At 75.6% G+C, this 13,323-nt stretch carries 19 protein-coding genes; 12 read left to right on the top strand and 7 right to left on the bottom strand.

What is annotated here, in order from left to right:
* Positions 1–32: 32 nt before the first annotated feature.
* Positions 33–1,202 (bottom strand): acyl-CoA dehydrogenase family protein, encoded by a 1,170-nt coding sequence (locus ACZDWJ_RS07650; RefSeq protein WP_463520338.1) that lies wholly within the window; start codon positions 1,200–1,202, stop codon positions 33–35.
* Positions 1,203–1,280: 78 nt separating this feature from the next.
* Between ACZDWJ_RS07650 and ACZDWJ_RS07655 the strand changes: the two genes are divergently transcribed.
* On the top strand, positions 1,281–1,868 hold the full coding sequence (locus ACZDWJ_RS07655) for a TetR/AcrR family transcriptional regulator (RefSeq protein WP_463520339.1): 588 nt from the start codon (positions 1,281–1,283) through the stop codon (positions 1,866–1,868).
* A 2-nt stretch (positions 1,869–1,870) separates the two neighbouring features.
* Here the strand turns inward: ACZDWJ_RS07655 and ACZDWJ_RS07660 are convergent, their stop codons facing one another.
* Positions 1,871–2,293, bottom strand: a complete 423-nt coding sequence (locus ACZDWJ_RS07660) for a hypothetical protein (protein WP_463520340.1) — start codon at positions 2,291–2,293, stop codon at positions 1,871–1,873.
* 149 nt (positions 2,294–2,442) lie between these two features.
* Here ACZDWJ_RS07660 and ACZDWJ_RS07665 point away from each other — a divergent pair, with 149 nt between their 5' ends.
* Together ACZDWJ_RS07665 and ACZDWJ_RS07670 are read left to right on the top strand one after the other, a co-directional pair.
* Complete coding sequence (locus ACZDWJ_RS07665) at positions 2,443–3,549, top strand: phosphatase PAP2 family protein (protein ID WP_463520341.1); 1,107 nt, start codon at positions 2,443–2,445, stop codon at positions 3,547–3,549.
* The gene (locus ACZDWJ_RS07670) at positions 3,549–5,480 is read left to right on the top strand and encodes an MFS transporter (protein ID WP_463520342.1); all 1,932 of its coding nucleotides are present in this window, start codon (positions 3,549–3,551) and stop codon (positions 5,478–5,480) included. Before ACZDWJ_RS07665 ends, ACZDWJ_RS07670 begins: the two co-directional genes overlap by 1 nt.
* 13 nt (positions 5,481–5,493) lie before the next feature.
* On the opposite strand, the gene rpsN is transcribed toward ACZDWJ_RS07670, so the two are convergent.
* Genes rpsN through rpmB form a run of 3 tightly spaced genes read right to left on the bottom strand, consistent with a single transcriptional unit; the run spans position 5,494 to position 6,202 of the window.
* Positions 5,494–5,799, bottom strand: coding sequence for a 30S ribosomal protein S14 (gene rpsN / locus ACZDWJ_RS07675; protein ID WP_463520343.1), 306 nt, complete (start codon positions 5,797–5,799; stop codon positions 5,494–5,496).
* On the bottom strand, positions 5,799–5,969 hold the full coding sequence (gene rpmG, locus ACZDWJ_RS07680; RefSeq protein WP_463520344.1) for a 50S ribosomal protein L33: 171 nt from the start codon (positions 5,967–5,969) through the stop codon (positions 5,799–5,801). Before rpmG ends, rpsN begins: the two co-directional genes overlap by 1 nt.
* The gene (gene rpmB, locus ACZDWJ_RS07685; RefSeq protein WP_463520345.1) at positions 5,969–6,202 is read right to left on the bottom strand and encodes a 50S ribosomal protein L28; all 234 of its coding nucleotides are present in this window, start codon (positions 6,200–6,202) and stop codon (positions 5,969–5,971) included. Before rpmB ends, rpmG begins: the two co-directional genes overlap by 1 nt.
* A 20-nt stretch (positions 6,203–6,222) precedes the next feature.
* Between rpmB and ACZDWJ_RS07690 the strand changes: the two genes are divergently transcribed.
* From ACZDWJ_RS07690 to ACZDWJ_RS07710, 5 genes are read left to right on the top strand one after another with little or no spacing between them, the layout of a single operon-like run.
* Positions 6,223–6,516, top strand: coding sequence for a type B 50S ribosomal protein L31 (locus tag ACZDWJ_RS07690; RefSeq protein ID WP_463520346.1), 294 nt, complete (start codon positions 6,223–6,225; stop codon positions 6,514–6,516).
* Positions 6,513–7,607: a GTP-binding protein gene (locus tag ACZDWJ_RS07695; protein WP_463520347.1), complete on the top strand. Its 1,095-nt coding sequence runs from the start codon at positions 6,513–6,515 to the stop codon at positions 7,605–7,607. The genes ACZDWJ_RS07690 and ACZDWJ_RS07695 overlap by 4 nt, the downstream gene beginning before the upstream one ends.
* A 1-nt stretch (position 7,608) precedes the next feature.
* Positions 7,609–7,791: a 50S ribosomal protein L32 gene (rpmF, locus tag ACZDWJ_RS07700; RefSeq protein ID WP_463520348.1), complete on the top strand. Its 183-nt coding sequence runs from the start codon at positions 7,609–7,611 to the stop codon at positions 7,789–7,791.
* 34 nt (positions 7,792–7,825) lie between these two features.
* Positions 7,826–7,948 (top strand): type B 50S ribosomal protein L36, encoded by a 123-nt coding sequence (gene ykgO, locus ACZDWJ_RS07705; protein WP_463520349.1) that lies wholly within the window; start codon positions 7,826–7,828, stop codon positions 7,946–7,948.
* Between the two features lie 53 nt (positions 7,949–8,001).
* Positions 8,002–8,415: a Fur family transcriptional regulator gene (locus ACZDWJ_RS07710; protein WP_463520350.1), complete on the top strand. Its 414-nt coding sequence runs from the start codon at positions 8,002–8,004 to the stop codon at positions 8,413–8,415.
* 8 nt (positions 8,416–8,423) lie between these two features.
* On the opposite strand, the gene ACZDWJ_RS07715 is transcribed toward ACZDWJ_RS07710, so the two are convergent.
* Positions 8,424–9,794: a sensor histidine kinase gene (locus tag ACZDWJ_RS07715; RefSeq protein WP_463520351.1), complete on the bottom strand. Its 1,371-nt coding sequence runs from the start codon at positions 9,792–9,794 to the stop codon at positions 8,424–8,426.
* Positions 9,791–10,465: a response regulator transcription factor gene (locus ACZDWJ_RS07720; protein ID WP_463520352.1), complete on the bottom strand. Its 675-nt coding sequence runs from the start codon at positions 10,463–10,465 to the stop codon at positions 9,791–9,793. The genes ACZDWJ_RS07715 and ACZDWJ_RS07720 overlap by 4 nt, the downstream gene beginning before the upstream one ends.
* Positions 10,466–10,570: 105 nt before the next feature.
* On the opposite strand from ACZDWJ_RS07720, the gene ACZDWJ_RS07725 reads away from it, so the two are divergent.
* The 4 genes from ACZDWJ_RS07725 (at position 10,571) to ACZDWJ_RS07740 (ending at position 13,187) form a co-directional block, all read left to right on the top strand.
* On the top strand, positions 10,571–10,885 hold the full coding sequence (locus tag ACZDWJ_RS07725; protein WP_463520353.1) for a DUF1905 domain-containing protein: 315 nt from the start codon (positions 10,571–10,573) through the stop codon (positions 10,883–10,885).
* A gap of 56 nt (positions 10,886–10,941) precedes the next feature.
* Positions 10,942–11,682, top strand: a complete 741-nt coding sequence (locus tag ACZDWJ_RS07730) for an acyltransferase (protein WP_463520354.1) — start codon at positions 10,942–10,944, stop codon at positions 11,680–11,682.
* Positions 11,683–11,705: 23 nt separating this feature from the next.
* Complete coding sequence (locus tag ACZDWJ_RS07735) at positions 11,706–12,455, top strand: hypothetical protein (RefSeq protein WP_463520355.1); 750 nt, start codon at positions 11,706–11,708, stop codon at positions 12,453–12,455.
* A 105-nt stretch (positions 12,456–12,560) separates the two neighbouring features.
* Positions 12,561–13,187 (top strand): copper chaperone PCu(A)C, encoded by a 627-nt coding sequence (locus ACZDWJ_RS07740; protein WP_463520356.1) that lies wholly within the window; start codon positions 12,561–12,563, stop codon positions 13,185–13,187.
* Positions 13,188–13,323: the final 136 nt, after the last annotated feature.

Here is a 13,323-nt window from a genome sequence, read left to right on the forward strand (position 1 = left end):
CATGCCCTCCCGCCCTGGGGAGGTCGGGGCCGTCAGGCGAGGACGCTCAGCGCGCCGCCGGCGTCCTTGTCCAGCGAGCGGCCGATGATCATGCGCTGGATCTGGTTGGTGCCCTCGAAGATCTGCATCACCTTCGCCTCGCGCATGTAGCGCTCGACGGGGAAGTCGCGGGTGTAGCCGTAGCCGCCGAGCACCTGGACGGCGTCGGTGGTCACCTTCATGGCGTTGTCGGTGGCGACGAGCTTGGCCACCGACGCCTCCCGGCTGTAGGGCAGCCCGGCGTCCTTGAGGCGCGCGGCGTGGAGGTAGGTGGCGCGGGCGCTCTGCACCGCGGCCTCCATGTCGGCAAGCAGGAAGGCCAGTCCCTGGTGGTCGATGATCCGGGCGCCGAAGGTCTCGCGCTCCTGGGCGTAGGCCAGGGCGGCGTCGAGCGCGGCCTGCGCCAGGCCGACGGCGACGGCCGCGATCCCCAGGCGGCCGGCGTCGAGACCGGCGAGCGCGATGCGCAGCCCCTGGCCCTCCTCGCCCAGACGCCGCTCGATCGGCACGCGGACGTCGTCGAGGCGCATGGTGGCGGTGGCCGAGCCGGTGAGGCCCATCTTGCGCTCGGGCGGGTCGGCCACCAGGCCGGGGGTGTCGGCGGGGATGAGGAAGCAGGAGATGTCGCTGCGGCCCTCGCCGGTGCGCGCCATCACCTTGTAGAAGTCGGCGTGGCCGCCGTGGGTGGTCCACGCCTTGGCGCCGTTGAGCACGTAGTCGTCGCCGACGCGGCGGGCGGTGGTGCGCATGGCGGCGGGGTCGGAGCCGGCGTGCGGCTCGGAGAGGCAGTAGGCGCCGAGCAGCTCGCCGCCGAGCATGTCGGGCAGCCACTCCTTGCGCTGCTGCTCGCTGCCGACGGTGGCCAGGCCGAAGCAGCTGAGCACGTGCACGGAGGTGCCGACGCCGACGCTGCTCCACGCCGAGGAGATCTCCTCGACGGCCTGCAGGTAGACCTCGTAGCCGAGCCCGCCGCCGCCGAGCTCCTCGTCGTAGGGCAGGCCGAGCAGGCCGGCCCGGCCCAGGGTGCGGAAGGTCTCGCGGGGGAACTCCTCGAGGCGCTCGGCCTCGGCGGCCCGCGGCACGAGCTCCTCGCGAGCGAGGGTGCGGACCAGCTCGATGAGGTCGACGGCCTCCTGGGTGGGGAGGGTGCGGGACGCGGGCATCGGATCACTCCTGGTCATCGGCCCCGAGAACCGAGGCGAGTACTGAATTACTCGAAACGGTACTGCTACGGTCAGGGCATGACAAGCCTGCCGACGACGCCCGCGCGCGCCTCGCAGCGTCGCGAGGAGCTGCTCGAGGAGCTCACCTCGCTCTTCCTGGCCGAGGGCTTCCTCGCCTTCGGCGTCGGCGACCTCGCGGCCCGGCTGCGGTGCTCGCGCAGCACGCTCTACCTGGTGGCCGACAGCAAGGAGCAGATCGTCCTCGCCGGGCTGCGGCACTTCTTCCGCGGTGCGGCGACCCGCATCGAGGCGCGGGTCGAGGCGGAGCCCGACGTCGGCGCCCGGCTGGCGACGTACCTGCGCTCGGTCGCCGAGGAGCTGCAGCCGGCCGGCCCGGCCTTCTACGCCGATCTCGCCGCCTACGCGCCCGGGCGCGAGGTCTACGCCGAGAACACCCGCGCCGCCAGCCGGCGCGTGCGCGCGCTGGTCGGCGAGGGCGTCGCGGCCGGGGCCATGCGGGCCGTCGACGCTCGCTTCGTCGGCGCCGCCGTGGCCAGCGTCATGACCGACATCCAGACCGGACGTCTCGGCGAGGCCACCGGCCTGGCTGACGCCGCCGCCTACGAGGCGCTCGCCGACCTCGTCATGCACGGTCTGGCGCGCTGAGGTCAGCCGCCGAGCGCCACGAGCGCGCCGGCGGCCGCGACGATCGTGCCCACCCAGCGCACCCGGTCGACGCGCAGCAGCCGGACGAGCAGCGGGCCGCGATCGCGCGGGTCGGCCAGGGCGCCGAGCCGGCCGTGCAGCGGCGCCGCGGCGACGGCGGTCGTGCCCAGGGCGAGGGCGGAGCCGGCGAAGGAGACGAGCGTGGCGGCGTCGAGCCCCCCGCCCAGCCGCGCCGCGCAGGAGACCAGCACCGCCAGGTACACGGCCCCGACGATCGGGACGATCCGCCGCGAGTGCCGATCGTGGGCTCCACGCCAGGCGTCGTCGCCGACCTCCGCGAGCGCCGGGTAGACCAGCACCGTGACGGTCGTCTGGAAGCCGAGGTGCACGGCCGCTGCGAGCGCGAGCCAGCCCGGGGTGTCCACGCCGCGAGGGTAGCCGCGCGGTGGCGCAGCGGTGTCGCGAAGGCGGCTCGCAGGCGGGGGAGCGGGTACTCTCGGCCCGTGCCAGCCCCGTCCGCCCGCGCTCCCCAGCACGCCCCCGACCCGGCCCTCGCCTCGGCCCGCATCGTCCGGTGAGCGTCGACGTCGACGCGCGCGCGGCCGCCCCGGCCCCCGCGCCGGAGGTCGCCGCGCCGCTGTCGTGGCGCGAGGTGGGTCGGCTCTCGGCCGCGCTCTGGGTGCTCGCGATCGTCTTCACCGGCGTCGCGCTGTGGCGCTCGCAGGTCATCGACATCCCGATGCGCGACCCGAAGGGCGCCCTGTTCAGCGGCCGCCTGCTCGCGGCCGCACGGTTCGCGCTGATCCTGATCGTGCTCGACGCGATCGTCCGGGCCGTGGTGGCCCGGCGCGCCGGCCGCCCCGGCTGGGCCGCGGTCCGCGCCCGCTGGACCGCCTCGCGCCTGACGCTCGTCGCCGGCGGCCTGCTGGCCTACCACCTGGTCTACGTCAGCTACCGCAACCTGAAGAGCTGGGACGCCTTCAACACCCCGAAGGACCGCGAGCTGCTCGCGCTGGACTCCTGGGCCTTCGGCGGCCACAGCCCGGCGGTCCTGCTGCACGACCTCCTCGGCCGCGACGAGGCGGCGGTCGTCCTCACCGCGATCTACCGCTCCTTCACCTACCTCGTGGTGTTCTCCGTCGTCGCCGCGCTCGTGCTCATGCCGCGCGCCCGCGACGCCTATCTCATGATCGTCTCGGTCACGTGGGCGTGGGTGCTCGGCCTCATCGGCTACTACCTCGTCCCCTCCCTCGGCCCGTTCGCCTCCGCGCCGCAGGAGTTCGCCGACCTGCGCCCGACGGCCATCACCTCCACCCAGGCCGGGTACCTCACCGAGCGCGCGCACCTCCTGGCCAACCCCTCGGCGGGTGACGCCTTCTCCAGCATCTCGGCCTTCCCGAGCCTGCACGTCGGGGTCACCACCACCGTCCTGCTCGTGGTGCTGGCCTACCGCTGGCGCGCGCTCGCCGCGGTGCTCGCGGTGTTCTGGCTCGGCACCGTGACCGCGACGGTCTACTTCGGCTGGCACTTCGTCTCCGATGACATCGGCGGCGTCGCGCTCGCGCTGGCCTCGGTCTCGCTGGCCCGGGCCGGCTTCGCCGTCCCGGACCTGATCGCGGCCCGCCGGGCCGGGCGCGCGGCGTCCTCGGACTCTCCGGAGTCGCCGGAGACACCTGCCTGATGAGCCTGGTCGAGCGGGTCGACGGCACCGGGGAGCGCGAGACGCCCCCGGCCGGCGGCGTGCTCGGCCGTCCGGCGGCCGGCGGCGCAGGTCGTCGCCGCCGGTGGGCTTGTCCCCTGGTCGACGGCCCGTCCTCGCGCGGTGGCCTCGTGGCCGCCGCCGTGCTGTCCTCGCTCCTGCTCCACGTCGTCTGGTGGCGCTTCCTGGCGACCTCCGGCGGCGACATCGCCGCCCAGGACGCCTGGGCGGAGTTCGCCCGTCAGCACCCCGGATCGGCCTACAACCTGTCCTGGTACGGCGGCATGCACCCGGTCTCGTACAGCGTGGTCTCGCCCTATCTCATGGCGGTGCTCGGGGTGCGCGCCACGATGATCGCCGCCGGCGCGATCGCGGCGGGGCTGCTCGCCTGGTTCGTCGCCCACCGCCTGCCCGCCGGACGCCAGCGCTGGTGGCCGGTGCTCGCGACCGTGGCGGCGCTGTTCGGCAACGCGGTCTCCGGCCGTGTCACCTTCGCGCTCGGCACGATGTTCGCCCTCGCGGCGCTGTGCGTGGTCTTCGCCTGGCCCTGGCCGCGTCAGCGTGCACGGCCCCTGCGCGGCGTCCTCGCCGGGCTCGCCGCCGCCCTGGCCACCGCCGGCAGCCCGGTGGCGGGCCTCTTCCTGGGCCTGGTCGCGGCGACGCTGTGGGTCGGCGGCCGCCGCTCGGCCTCGTACGCGCTCGGCATCCCGCCGGTGCTCGTCGTGGCCTTCTCCGCGCTGTTCTTCCCCTTCTCGGGGCGCCAGCCGATGGCCTGGAACTCCGCGCTCCTGCCGGCGCTCGCGGGGCTCGCCGTCGTGCTGCTGGTGCCCCGCCACTGGCGGCTCCTGCGCGCCGGCGGTGCCCTCTACGTCGTCTTCGTGGTGCTCGCCTGGCTGGTGCCCTCGCCGGTCGGCACGAACATCGGCCGGCTCGGCCTGCTCTTCGGCGGGGTCGTCCTGGTCGCCGGGGCCTGCGACGCCCGTGCCCGCACGTCCTGGGCGGGGCGGCATCTCGGACGCCGCGGCGCGGCGATCGCCCTGGCGGTCGCGCTGATCACCTCGGCCGCCTGGCAGGTGGCCACGGCGGCCCGCGACGCCGTCACCACGCGTCCGCCGGCGTCCTTCACCACCGATCTCGACCCGCTGCTCGCCCAGCTGCGCAGCCGCGGCGCGGACCAGGGTCGCGTCGAGATGGTGCCCACGCGCAGTCACCGGGAGGCCTCCGCGATCGCCCCGTACCTGCCGCTGGCCCGCGGCTGGAACCGGCAGGCCGACGCCGAGCGCAACCCGCTCTTCTACGCCGACGAGCCGCTCACGGCCGACGACTACGGCGACTGGCTGCACCGCTGGGCGGTGCGCTTCGTCGTCGTCAGCACCGCCGAGCCGGACGCCGCGGCCCGGCAGGAGGCGGAGCTGATCGAGCGCGGCGTCCCCTTCCTCGCCCAGGTGTGGGCCAACGCCGACTGGCGGCTCTACGAGGTGGCCGACCCCACGCCGCTGGTCTCCGCGCCGGCGCGGGTGGAGTCCTTCGACGCCGGCGGCCTGGTCGTCTCGACGCCGCGGGCGGCACGCATCATCGTCCGGATCACCGACTCGCCCTGGCTGAGCCTGCTGGCGCCCGACGGCTCGCCGCTGCCGCAGCCGGGCTCGACGGTCGAGCCCTCGACGAGCGCCTCGGCGACCGGGGCCAGCCCGGCCGGCGCGGTCGTCACGCCCGCGCTGCCGTGCCTCACCGACGTCGAGTCGGTACGGGCCGCGCCCGGCGCGGAGGACCCCGTGCCCGACAACTGGCTCGTGCTCGAGGCGCCGGCCGCGGGCACCTATCGCATCGGCGCGCCCTACAAGCTGCCGCGCGGCAGCGCGTGCCCGGAGCCGGAGACGCCCGAGAGGTCTCCGGCCCCGGACCAGGGCTAGGCCCGCTGCTGGCTCACCAGCTCGACTTCCGGATCCCCGGCAGCTCGCCGCGGTGGGCCATCGAGCGGAAGGTGATGCGCGAGGTGCCGGTCTTGCGCAGGTAGCCGCGCGGACGACCGTCGGTCTGGTCGCGGTTGCGCAGGCGCACCGGCGAGGCGTCGCGGGGGAGTCGCTGCAGGCCGCGCACGGCCTCGGCCTGCTCGGGGGAGCCGGGCTCGGCGGTGCGCAGCGCCTCCTTGAGCGCGGCGCGCCGCTCGGCGTACCGGGCGACGACCTGCTCGCGGCGCTGCTGGGCGACGATCTTGGATCGCTTGGCCATCAGCGCTCCTCGCGGAAGTCGACGTGCTGGCGGATGCGCGGGTCGTACTTGCGCAGCACCAGCCGGTCGGGGTCGTTGCGGCGGTTCTTGCGGGTCACGTAGGTGTACCCGGTGCCGGCGGTCGACCGGAGCTTGACGATGGGGCGCACGTCGCTGGCGCGGGAGGCCATCAGAGCTCTCCTCGTCGCTGCAGGTCGGCGACCACGGCGTCGATGCCGCGGACGTCGATGGTCTTGATGCCGCGGGCGCTCACGCGCAGCGTCACCCGCCGCCCCAGGCTGGGGACGAAGTACGTCTTGGACTGCACGTTGACGTCGAAGCGGCGCTTGGTGCGGCGGTGCGAGTGGGAGACGTGGTTCCCGAAGCCGGGCGTCCTCCCGATGACCTGACACGTACGTGACATGTCGGCTCCTCTCGGTCATAATGATAATCGTTGTCATCAGCATACGAGAGGACGCCGTGCAACCCGACATCCACCCGCCCTACGGCCTGGTCGCCTTCCGCGACCGCTCCACCGGGCGGATCCTCCAGATCCCCTCGACGCTCACCAGCGAGCGCACCATCGAGGTCGACGGCCGCACCCTGCCGCTGGTCGACGTCGACGTCACCAGCGACAGCCACCCGTTCTGGACCGGCCAGACCCGCACCCTCGACTCCGAGGGCCGCGTCGAGGCCTTCCGGCGGCGCTACGGCTCGCGCGCGAAGGACGGGTCGTGAGGCGCTGGGGCGTGGCGGGCGCGGCCGTGCCGGTCGTGCTGGTCACCGGCGTCGACCCCGACGCCATGGCCGCGGCCACCCTGGCCGTGCAGCTCGACCTCCCCGACGCCGTCGCCGTGCGCCACCTCATCGACCCCGAGGCCCAGACCCTGACCCGCGTGGTCAGCGACGTCACCGGCATCCTCGAGCGCGAGAGCGTCTCGCTCGAGCACGCCTGCGTCAGCTGCGCGCTGCGCGAGGACATCGTCCCCACCCTCGAGCGCCTCGCGCGCGACGGCCGCTGGGGCGCGATCGTGGCCCACCTGCCCTACGGCGCCGAGGCCGAGCAGGCCTGCCGGGTGCTCTCCATGGACGCCCGCCTGGCCCGGGTGCTGCGGGTCGGCGGCGTCGTCGCGGCGCTCGACGGCGCCCGCCTCGAGCACGACCTGCTCGGCGACGACCTCCTGCGCGAGCGCGACCTGCACTCCTCCGAGGACGACGCCCGCAGCGTGGGCGAGACCGCCTGCGCGATGATCGAGCTCGCCGACGTCGTCACCGTCGGCGGCCACGTCGACCCCCGCGCCCTGCGACTGGTGCGGGCGATGGCCCGGCCCGACGCGCTCGTGGTCTCCGGCGAGCAGCGCCTGGACGCCTCCGTGCTCGCCGAGGGCGTCCACGACCCCGCCCGCGCCTTCGCCTGGGCCTCCCCGGTGCGCCACGACCCGCTCCCGCCGCTCGTCGGCGACGACGTGTGGCGCCTGGACCTGCGCAGCCCCCAGCCCTTCCACCCCGGTCGGCTGCTGGAGGACCTCGAGCTGCTGGGCGGTGGCCTCCACCGCGGCCGCGGCTGCTTCTGGCTGCCGACGCGCCCGGGCCAGGCCCTGGTCTGGGACGGCTCCGGTGGCCAGCTGAGCATCGGCTCGGGGGAGCGCTGGGGACGCCGCGACCCCTTCACCCGGCTCGTGCTCATCGGCACCGGCCTGCCCGACCCGGCGCTGACGCGGGCCTTCGACGCCCTGCTGCTCACCCCCGACGAGGCGGCCGCCGACCGCTGGCACACCGCCGAGGACGGCTTCGAGCCGTGGCTCGGCCCCCTGAGAGGAGTCGCCTGAGATGGCCGTCCCGAAGCGCCGCACCTCGCGCAGCAACACCCGTCACCGTCGCTCGGCGTGGAAGGCCACGGCGCCCGACCTCGTGCCCGTCGTCGTCGACGGCGTCGAGCACCGGGTGCCGCGTGCGCTGGTGCGCGCCGTCCACGCCGGCCTGGTCGATCCCGTCACCGGCCGTCGTCGGTGAGCACGCCGAGCATCACCCACTCGAAGGAGAGCCCATGAAGGTCCGCAACTCGCTGCGCTCGGTGAAGAACCAGCCCGGCAGCCAGGTCGTCCGCCGACGCGGTCGCACCTACGTCATCAACAAGCAGAGCCCCCGCCTGAAGACCCGGCAGGGCTGACGCGGATGGCGCGACGCCGGACGGCGGCGGGGCCGGACGCCTACACTGGCGCCATGGCCGTCACCGCACCCCCGCCGTCCGGCAACCGTCGCACCACGCGGCAGCGCACCGTCGTGCAGGAGGTGCTCGACGAGGTCACCGAGTTCGTCAGCGCCCAGCAGGTGCACCACCTGCTCCGCACCCGGGGCGAGACCGTCGGCCTCTCGACGGTCTACCGCAACCTGCAGGCGATGGCCGACGAGCGCGCGGTCGACACCCTGCGCGACGAGGACGGCGAGGTCCGCTACCGCCGCTGCGGCGAGGCCAGCCACCACCACCACCTGATCTGCCGCTCCTGCGGCCGGGTGGAGGAGATCGACGGTCCGGCCGTGGAGTCGTGGGCCGACCGCGCTGCGCGCGAGCACGGCTTCACCGACGTCACCCACACCCTCGAGCTCTTCGGGCTCTGCGCCGCCTGCAGCGCCTGACCCGGACCTCAGCCCACCGTCGGCAGCCGCACCACGAAGCTGGCGCCGACGTCGCTCTCGCGGGCCTCGACGTCGCCGCCCAGCGAGCGGGCCACCCGGCGGGCGATGCCCAGGCCCAGTCCGGTGCCTGAGGCGCCGCTGACCCCGGCCTCGAAGACCCGCGGCGCGAGCCGGTCGTCGAGGCCCGGTCCGTCGTCGCCGATGACGACGTCGACCAGTGCGGCGTCGGTGCGCTCGACCCGCACCGCCACCCGGCTCCCGGCGTGACGCGCGGCGTTCTCCACGACCGGGGAGAGCGCCGCCAGCGCGGCCTGCGCCGGGGCACCGACGCGCAGCGTGCCCTCGAGCCCGGCGGGCAGCGGCGCCACCTCCAGCGCGAGGGAGTCGGGCACCAGGGGGCGCAGCCGACCGAGGAGCTCCTCGAGCATGCAGGTGCGTCCCGCGCCCGAGGCGTCGTCGCGGGCGAGGTCGAGCAGCGTCGTGATGACCTCGCCCATCGCGGCGGCCGAGCGGGCGACGTCCTCGAGGTCCGCGCGCAGCAGGGGGTCGTCGACGCCGCGCAGCAGCGCGAGCTCGGCGACGCCGCGGATGCCGGTGAGCGGCGTGCGCAGCTCGTGGGCCAGCTCGCTGGTGAGCCGCTGCTCGGCGCGCAGCGCCTGGGCGACGCGGTCGAGCAGGCCGTCGAGGGTGCGGCCCAGCGTGCTGAGCTCGTCGCCGCCGTCGCCGAGGGCGAAGCGGTGCCCGAGGTCGTGCTCGCTCCAGTCCCGCGCGCGGGCGGCCATCACCCGCACCGGCGCGAGGGCCTGACCGCTGACGCCGTGGGCGATGGCGCCGGAGAGCGTCATCGCCACCAGGCCCAGCACGACGATCGCGAGCGTGGCGTAGCGCTCGGAGCTCTCGTAGGGCGAGGTGTCCTGGCTGACGATCACGACCCCGCGGGTGCCGTCGGCGGTGCGGAAGGGCTCCGCGCGCACCCGGCAGTCGTCGCCGGCGCCGCGCTGGGTGGTGCGGGTGACGTCGACCAGCCCGGACACCGCGGCCCGCGCCGACGGCTCGACCTCCCCGGCCACGGTGCGGCCGGTGCCGTCGACCACCAGGACGCCGGGGGAGAGGGTGCCCGGCGGCACCGTGAGGCGCCCCGGGGTGTCGGCGGAGGCGGTGACGACCACCGAGACCATCGCGGTGGCCTTGCTGCGCAGCACCTGGTCGACGTCGCGGCCCACGGTGCGGTCGAGCACGAGGTGCAGCACGACGCCCACCACCGCGACCACCAGGAAGGTGACCAGCACGGTGCCGGCGACCAGCCGGGTGCGCACCGTCCGGGGTCGGAGGTCGGGCAGCCGCAGGTCGGGCAGCCGGCCGGGGCCGCGAGCGCTCACCGCAGCTCGTACCCGACGCCGCGGACGGTGTGCAGGCGCACGGGCGAGCCGATCTCCTCGAGCTTGGCCCGGATGCGCCGCACGTAGCTGTCGACGGTGTTCTCGCTGACGATGGCGCCGTCGGGCCAGGCGGCCGCGACGACGGCCCGGCGGCGCACCACCTCGCCGGGCCGGGAGGTGATGGCGGCGAGCATCCGGAACTCCGTGGGCGTCAGCGCGACGCTGTGGCCCCCGCACGACAGCCCGTGCCGGGCCGGATCGAGCACGAGGTCGCCGGGCGCCTCGGGCTGCACGAGCCGCCCGCGCCGGCCCAGCGCCTCGATGCGGGCCAGCAGCTCACGCACCTCGAACGGCTTGGCCAGGTAGTCGTCGGCGCCGGCGCTGAACCCGGCGAGCCGGTCGTGGACGCCGCCGAGGGCGGTCAGGAAGATCACCGGCGCGACCTGGCCGGCGGTGCGGAGCGCCTGGCAGACGTCGCGTCCGTCGGAGTCGGGCAGGCCCACGTCGAGCACGACCACGTCGACGCTGCCCAGCCGCTCGGGCGCGGTGAGCAGCGAGAGCGCCTCCGCGCCGTCGTGGGCGAGCAGGGGCGTGTGCCCGGCGAGCTCGAGCGCGCCGGCGACGACGCGCCGGATCACCGGGTCGTCCTCCACCACGCCGACGGTCAGCACCGGGCCAGGATGCCACCGCGGACCTGCACGCCACCTGCCAATCGGGTCCTCTCCTCGACGGCCCGGCGGACCGGTCGCGTTGGAGCGCCTCACTACCGTGGCCCCGTGCGGTCGGAGACGCAGTTCGACGTCGTGGGCGCGGTCTGGCGCTGGACCGGGCCGGTGGCCTGGCACGTCGTCACGCTGCCCGAGGAGACGTCGGGCCGCATCGCCGAGCTCGCCCACAGCTCCGGCGACGCGTGGGGCCGGGTCCCGGTGCTGCTGAGCCTCGGGTCGACCGCGTGGCGCACGGCCCTCGTGCCGCACGACGGCGGCTACCTCGCGCCGCTGCGTCCCGACATCCGCCGGCGCGAGCGGATCGGCGTCGGCGACATCGTCGTGCTCACCGTCGCGCTGCTCGGCGAGCCCCGCACGCCCTGACGCGCGTCCTCGGACTCCGCCGCGCCGCCGTCGCCGGTGCCCTACTCTTCGGGCCTGTGACCTCCCTCACCTCCGGTCGTGAGCTCGCGCTGCGCGTCGTCAACCGGGCCGTCGACCGGGCCGTCAACCGGGCCGTGCTGGCCGCCTGGGCGCGCCTCGAGCGGGCCGGCGAGATCGTGCCCGGCACGCGCGCGGCCGACGCCTTCGGCACCTTCGGGACGGGCAGCAGCCTGGGCTTCCCGGCGGCCACCCTCATGAACACCGGCTCGGTGCACCTGGGGCGCGACACCCTCGTCGGCCGCCAGGTGACCCTCTCGGTCGGCTACGGCCCCGGCGATCCCGGCGCCCCCGCCCGCGCGCTGGTGATCGGCGACCGCTGCGTCATCGGGGCCCGCTGCACCCTCACCGCCCACGCCTCCATCGAGCTCGGGGACGACGTCTGGCTGGGCCAGGACGTCTTCGTCTCCGACGCCTCCCACGGCTACCTCGACCCCGACGTGCCGATCGGCCGCCAGTTCGGCGCCCACGAGCCGGTCTCCATCGGCGCCGGCAGCTGGATCGGCCACGGTGCCGTCGTGCTGCCCGGCGCCCGCATCGGACGCCAGGTCGTCGTCGCCGCCGGCTCGGTCGTGCGTGGCGAGGTGCCCGATCACTGCGTCGTGGCCGGTGCGCCGGCCGTCGTCGTCCGCCGTCTCGAGCCCGGCGTGGGCTGGGTGGGGGCCCGCGGGGACGTGCGACCCGTGCCGGGCGTGACCGACGTCCCGTCCATCCGGGCCGACCTGACGCCGTCGTCCTGACCCCTGCGCGGCATGATGGAGGGGTGAGCCCGACGCCGTCGCCGCGCGTGGGCCCGCTCGCGCGCGTGCTGCGCGGGGCCGGGCTCGCGTCCGTGACGCTGCTGTGCGGCGCCGTCGCCCACCTCTCCGCGGGCGGCTACGTCCCCGGCGTCGGATGGTTCGTGGCCCTCGGCGTCCTGCTCACCTGGGTCGGCGCACGCGCCCTGGCCCGGCCCGCGAGCACTCGGCGGGTCGTGCTGCTCACCATGGGCGGCCAGACCTTCGTGCACATCGCCCTCACCGCGCTCGCCGGTCACCGCGGCGACGGCGTCACCGGCCCGCTGATGCGCGCCGCGCCCGCCCAGCCGGTGACGATCCCGGCCGACGTCTGGACCCGCACCGACCGCGTCGGCTCGTTGGCCGACCAGCTGATGGTGGGGCGGCCCACCGCGTCCTCGCCCACGCTCGTCGCCCCGGAGTGGGCGCTGCACGTGTGGGCCGACCTCCAGCCTGCGCAGCTGCCGATGATGCTCGCCCACCTCGCCGCCGCCGGCCTCGTCGGCTGGTGGCTGGCCCGGGGCGAGCAGGCCGCCTGGACCGTCGTCGCCCTCGCCTCCCGACCCCTCGCCGGTCTGCTGGCCCGGGCCGCGGCCCTCGCGCTGAGCGCCGGTCCGCTCGCCCGTCCCGTTCCGCAGCGTCGTGGTGTCACACTGCTGCGGGTCCGCCCCCGTCGCTCCCTGCTCGCGGTCGCCTCCGAGCGACGCGGCCCACCCGCGGTGACCCTCGGAGCCTGACCCCCACGGGTCCGCGCTCCGCCTCCCTCACCGCGGCTCCGCCGCGTCCTCGTGCGCCCGACCCGCCCCGGCGGGTCCTGGGCCGACCCCTGCAGAGAGAGACCCATGCCTGCCCTTCAGCCCTACCCTCATCCCTCCCGCCGCGCGGGAGCGCTCGCGGCCCTCGCGGCGCTCGCCGTGCTCGGCCTGACCGCCTGCGGAGGCACCGACTCCGCCGACTCCGCCGGTTCCACTTCCTCCGCCAGCGCCTCCGCCGGCTCCTCCTCCGGGGCCGCCACCGGCACCGAGGCCGCGGGCCTCGTCGTCGACGACGCCTGGGCCAAGGCGGTCGACTCCGGCATGAGCGCCGCGTTCGGCCAGATCCGCAACACCTCCGGATCCGCCGTCACGATCGTGTCGGCGACCAGCGCCGCCTCCCCGCGGATGGAGCTGCACGAGACGGTGACCGGCGCCGACGGCGCCATGACCATGCGTCCGCGCGAGGGCGGCTTCACGATCCCGGCCGGCGGCACGCTCACCCTTGAGCCGGGTGGGAACCACCTCATGCTCATGGACGTGGAGAAGGCCCTCGAGCCCGGTGCCACCCTGCCCGTCGAGCTCACCCTCGACGACGGCAGCACGCTCACGCTCGACGCCGTGGTCAAGGAGTACTCCGGTGCCAACGAGAAGTACACAGGCGGCGACATGAGCGGCGACATGAGCGGCGACATGGGAGGCATGGACCACTCGTGAGCGAGCCGATCTGGCGGCGCCGACAGCTGCTGCGCGCGAGCGCGGTGGCGGTCGGCGGCGCCGGCGTCGGCTGGTCGGCGGGCGCGGCGGTCGCCTCGGGCACGGGCTCCACGGGCTCGACGTCGCGCACACCCTC

This window comes from Nocardioides sp. B129/18, from assembly GCF_055282735.1.

What these genes read in the sequence shown, in the direction of transcription:
- ykgO (WP_463520349.1), top strand. Translation starts at nt 7,826, where the DNA reads ATGAAGGTCCGCAACTCGCTGCGCTCGGTGAAGAACCAGCCCGGCAGC.
- ACZDWJ_RS07710 (WP_463520350.1), top strand. Translation starts at nt 8,002, where the DNA reads ATGGCCGTCACCGCACCCCCGCCGTCCGGCAACCGTCGCACCACGCGG.
- rpmB (WP_463520345.1), bottom strand. Translation starts at nt 6,202, where the DNA reads ATGTCACGTACGTGTCAGGTCATCGGGAGGACGCCCGGCTTCGGGAAC.
- rpsN (WP_463520343.1), bottom strand. Translation starts at nt 5,799, where the DNA reads ATGGCCAAGCGATCCAAGATCGTCGCCCAGCAGCGCCGCGAGCAGGTC.
- rpmF (WP_463520348.1), top strand. Translation starts at nt 7,609, where the DNA reads ATGGCCGTCCCGAAGCGCCGCACCTCGCGCAGCAACACCCGTCACCGT.
- rpmG (WP_463520344.1), bottom strand. Translation starts at nt 5,969, where the DNA reads ATGGCCTCCCGCGCCAGCGACGTGCGCCCCATCGTCAAGCTCCGGTCG.
- ACZDWJ_RS07740 (WP_463520356.1), top strand. Translation starts at nt 12,561, where the DNA reads ATGCCTGCCCTTCAGCCCTACCCTCATCCCTCCCGCCGCGCGGGAGCG.
- ACZDWJ_RS07670 (WP_463520342.1), top strand. Translation starts at nt 3,549, where the DNA reads ATGAGCCTGGTCGAGCGGGTCGACGGCACCGGGGAGCGCGAGACGCCC.
- ACZDWJ_RS07690 (WP_463520346.1), top strand. Translation starts at nt 6,223, where the DNA reads ATGATAATCGTTGTCATCAGCATACGAGAGGACGCCGTGCAACCCGAC.
- ACZDWJ_RS07650 (WP_463520338.1), bottom strand. Translation starts at nt 1,202, where the DNA reads ATGCCCGCGTCCCGCACCCTCCCCACCCAGGAGGCCGTCGACCTCATC.
- ACZDWJ_RS07655 (WP_463520339.1), top strand. Translation starts at nt 1,281, where the DNA reads ATGACAAGCCTGCCGACGACGCCCGCGCGCGCCTCGCAGCGTCGCGAG.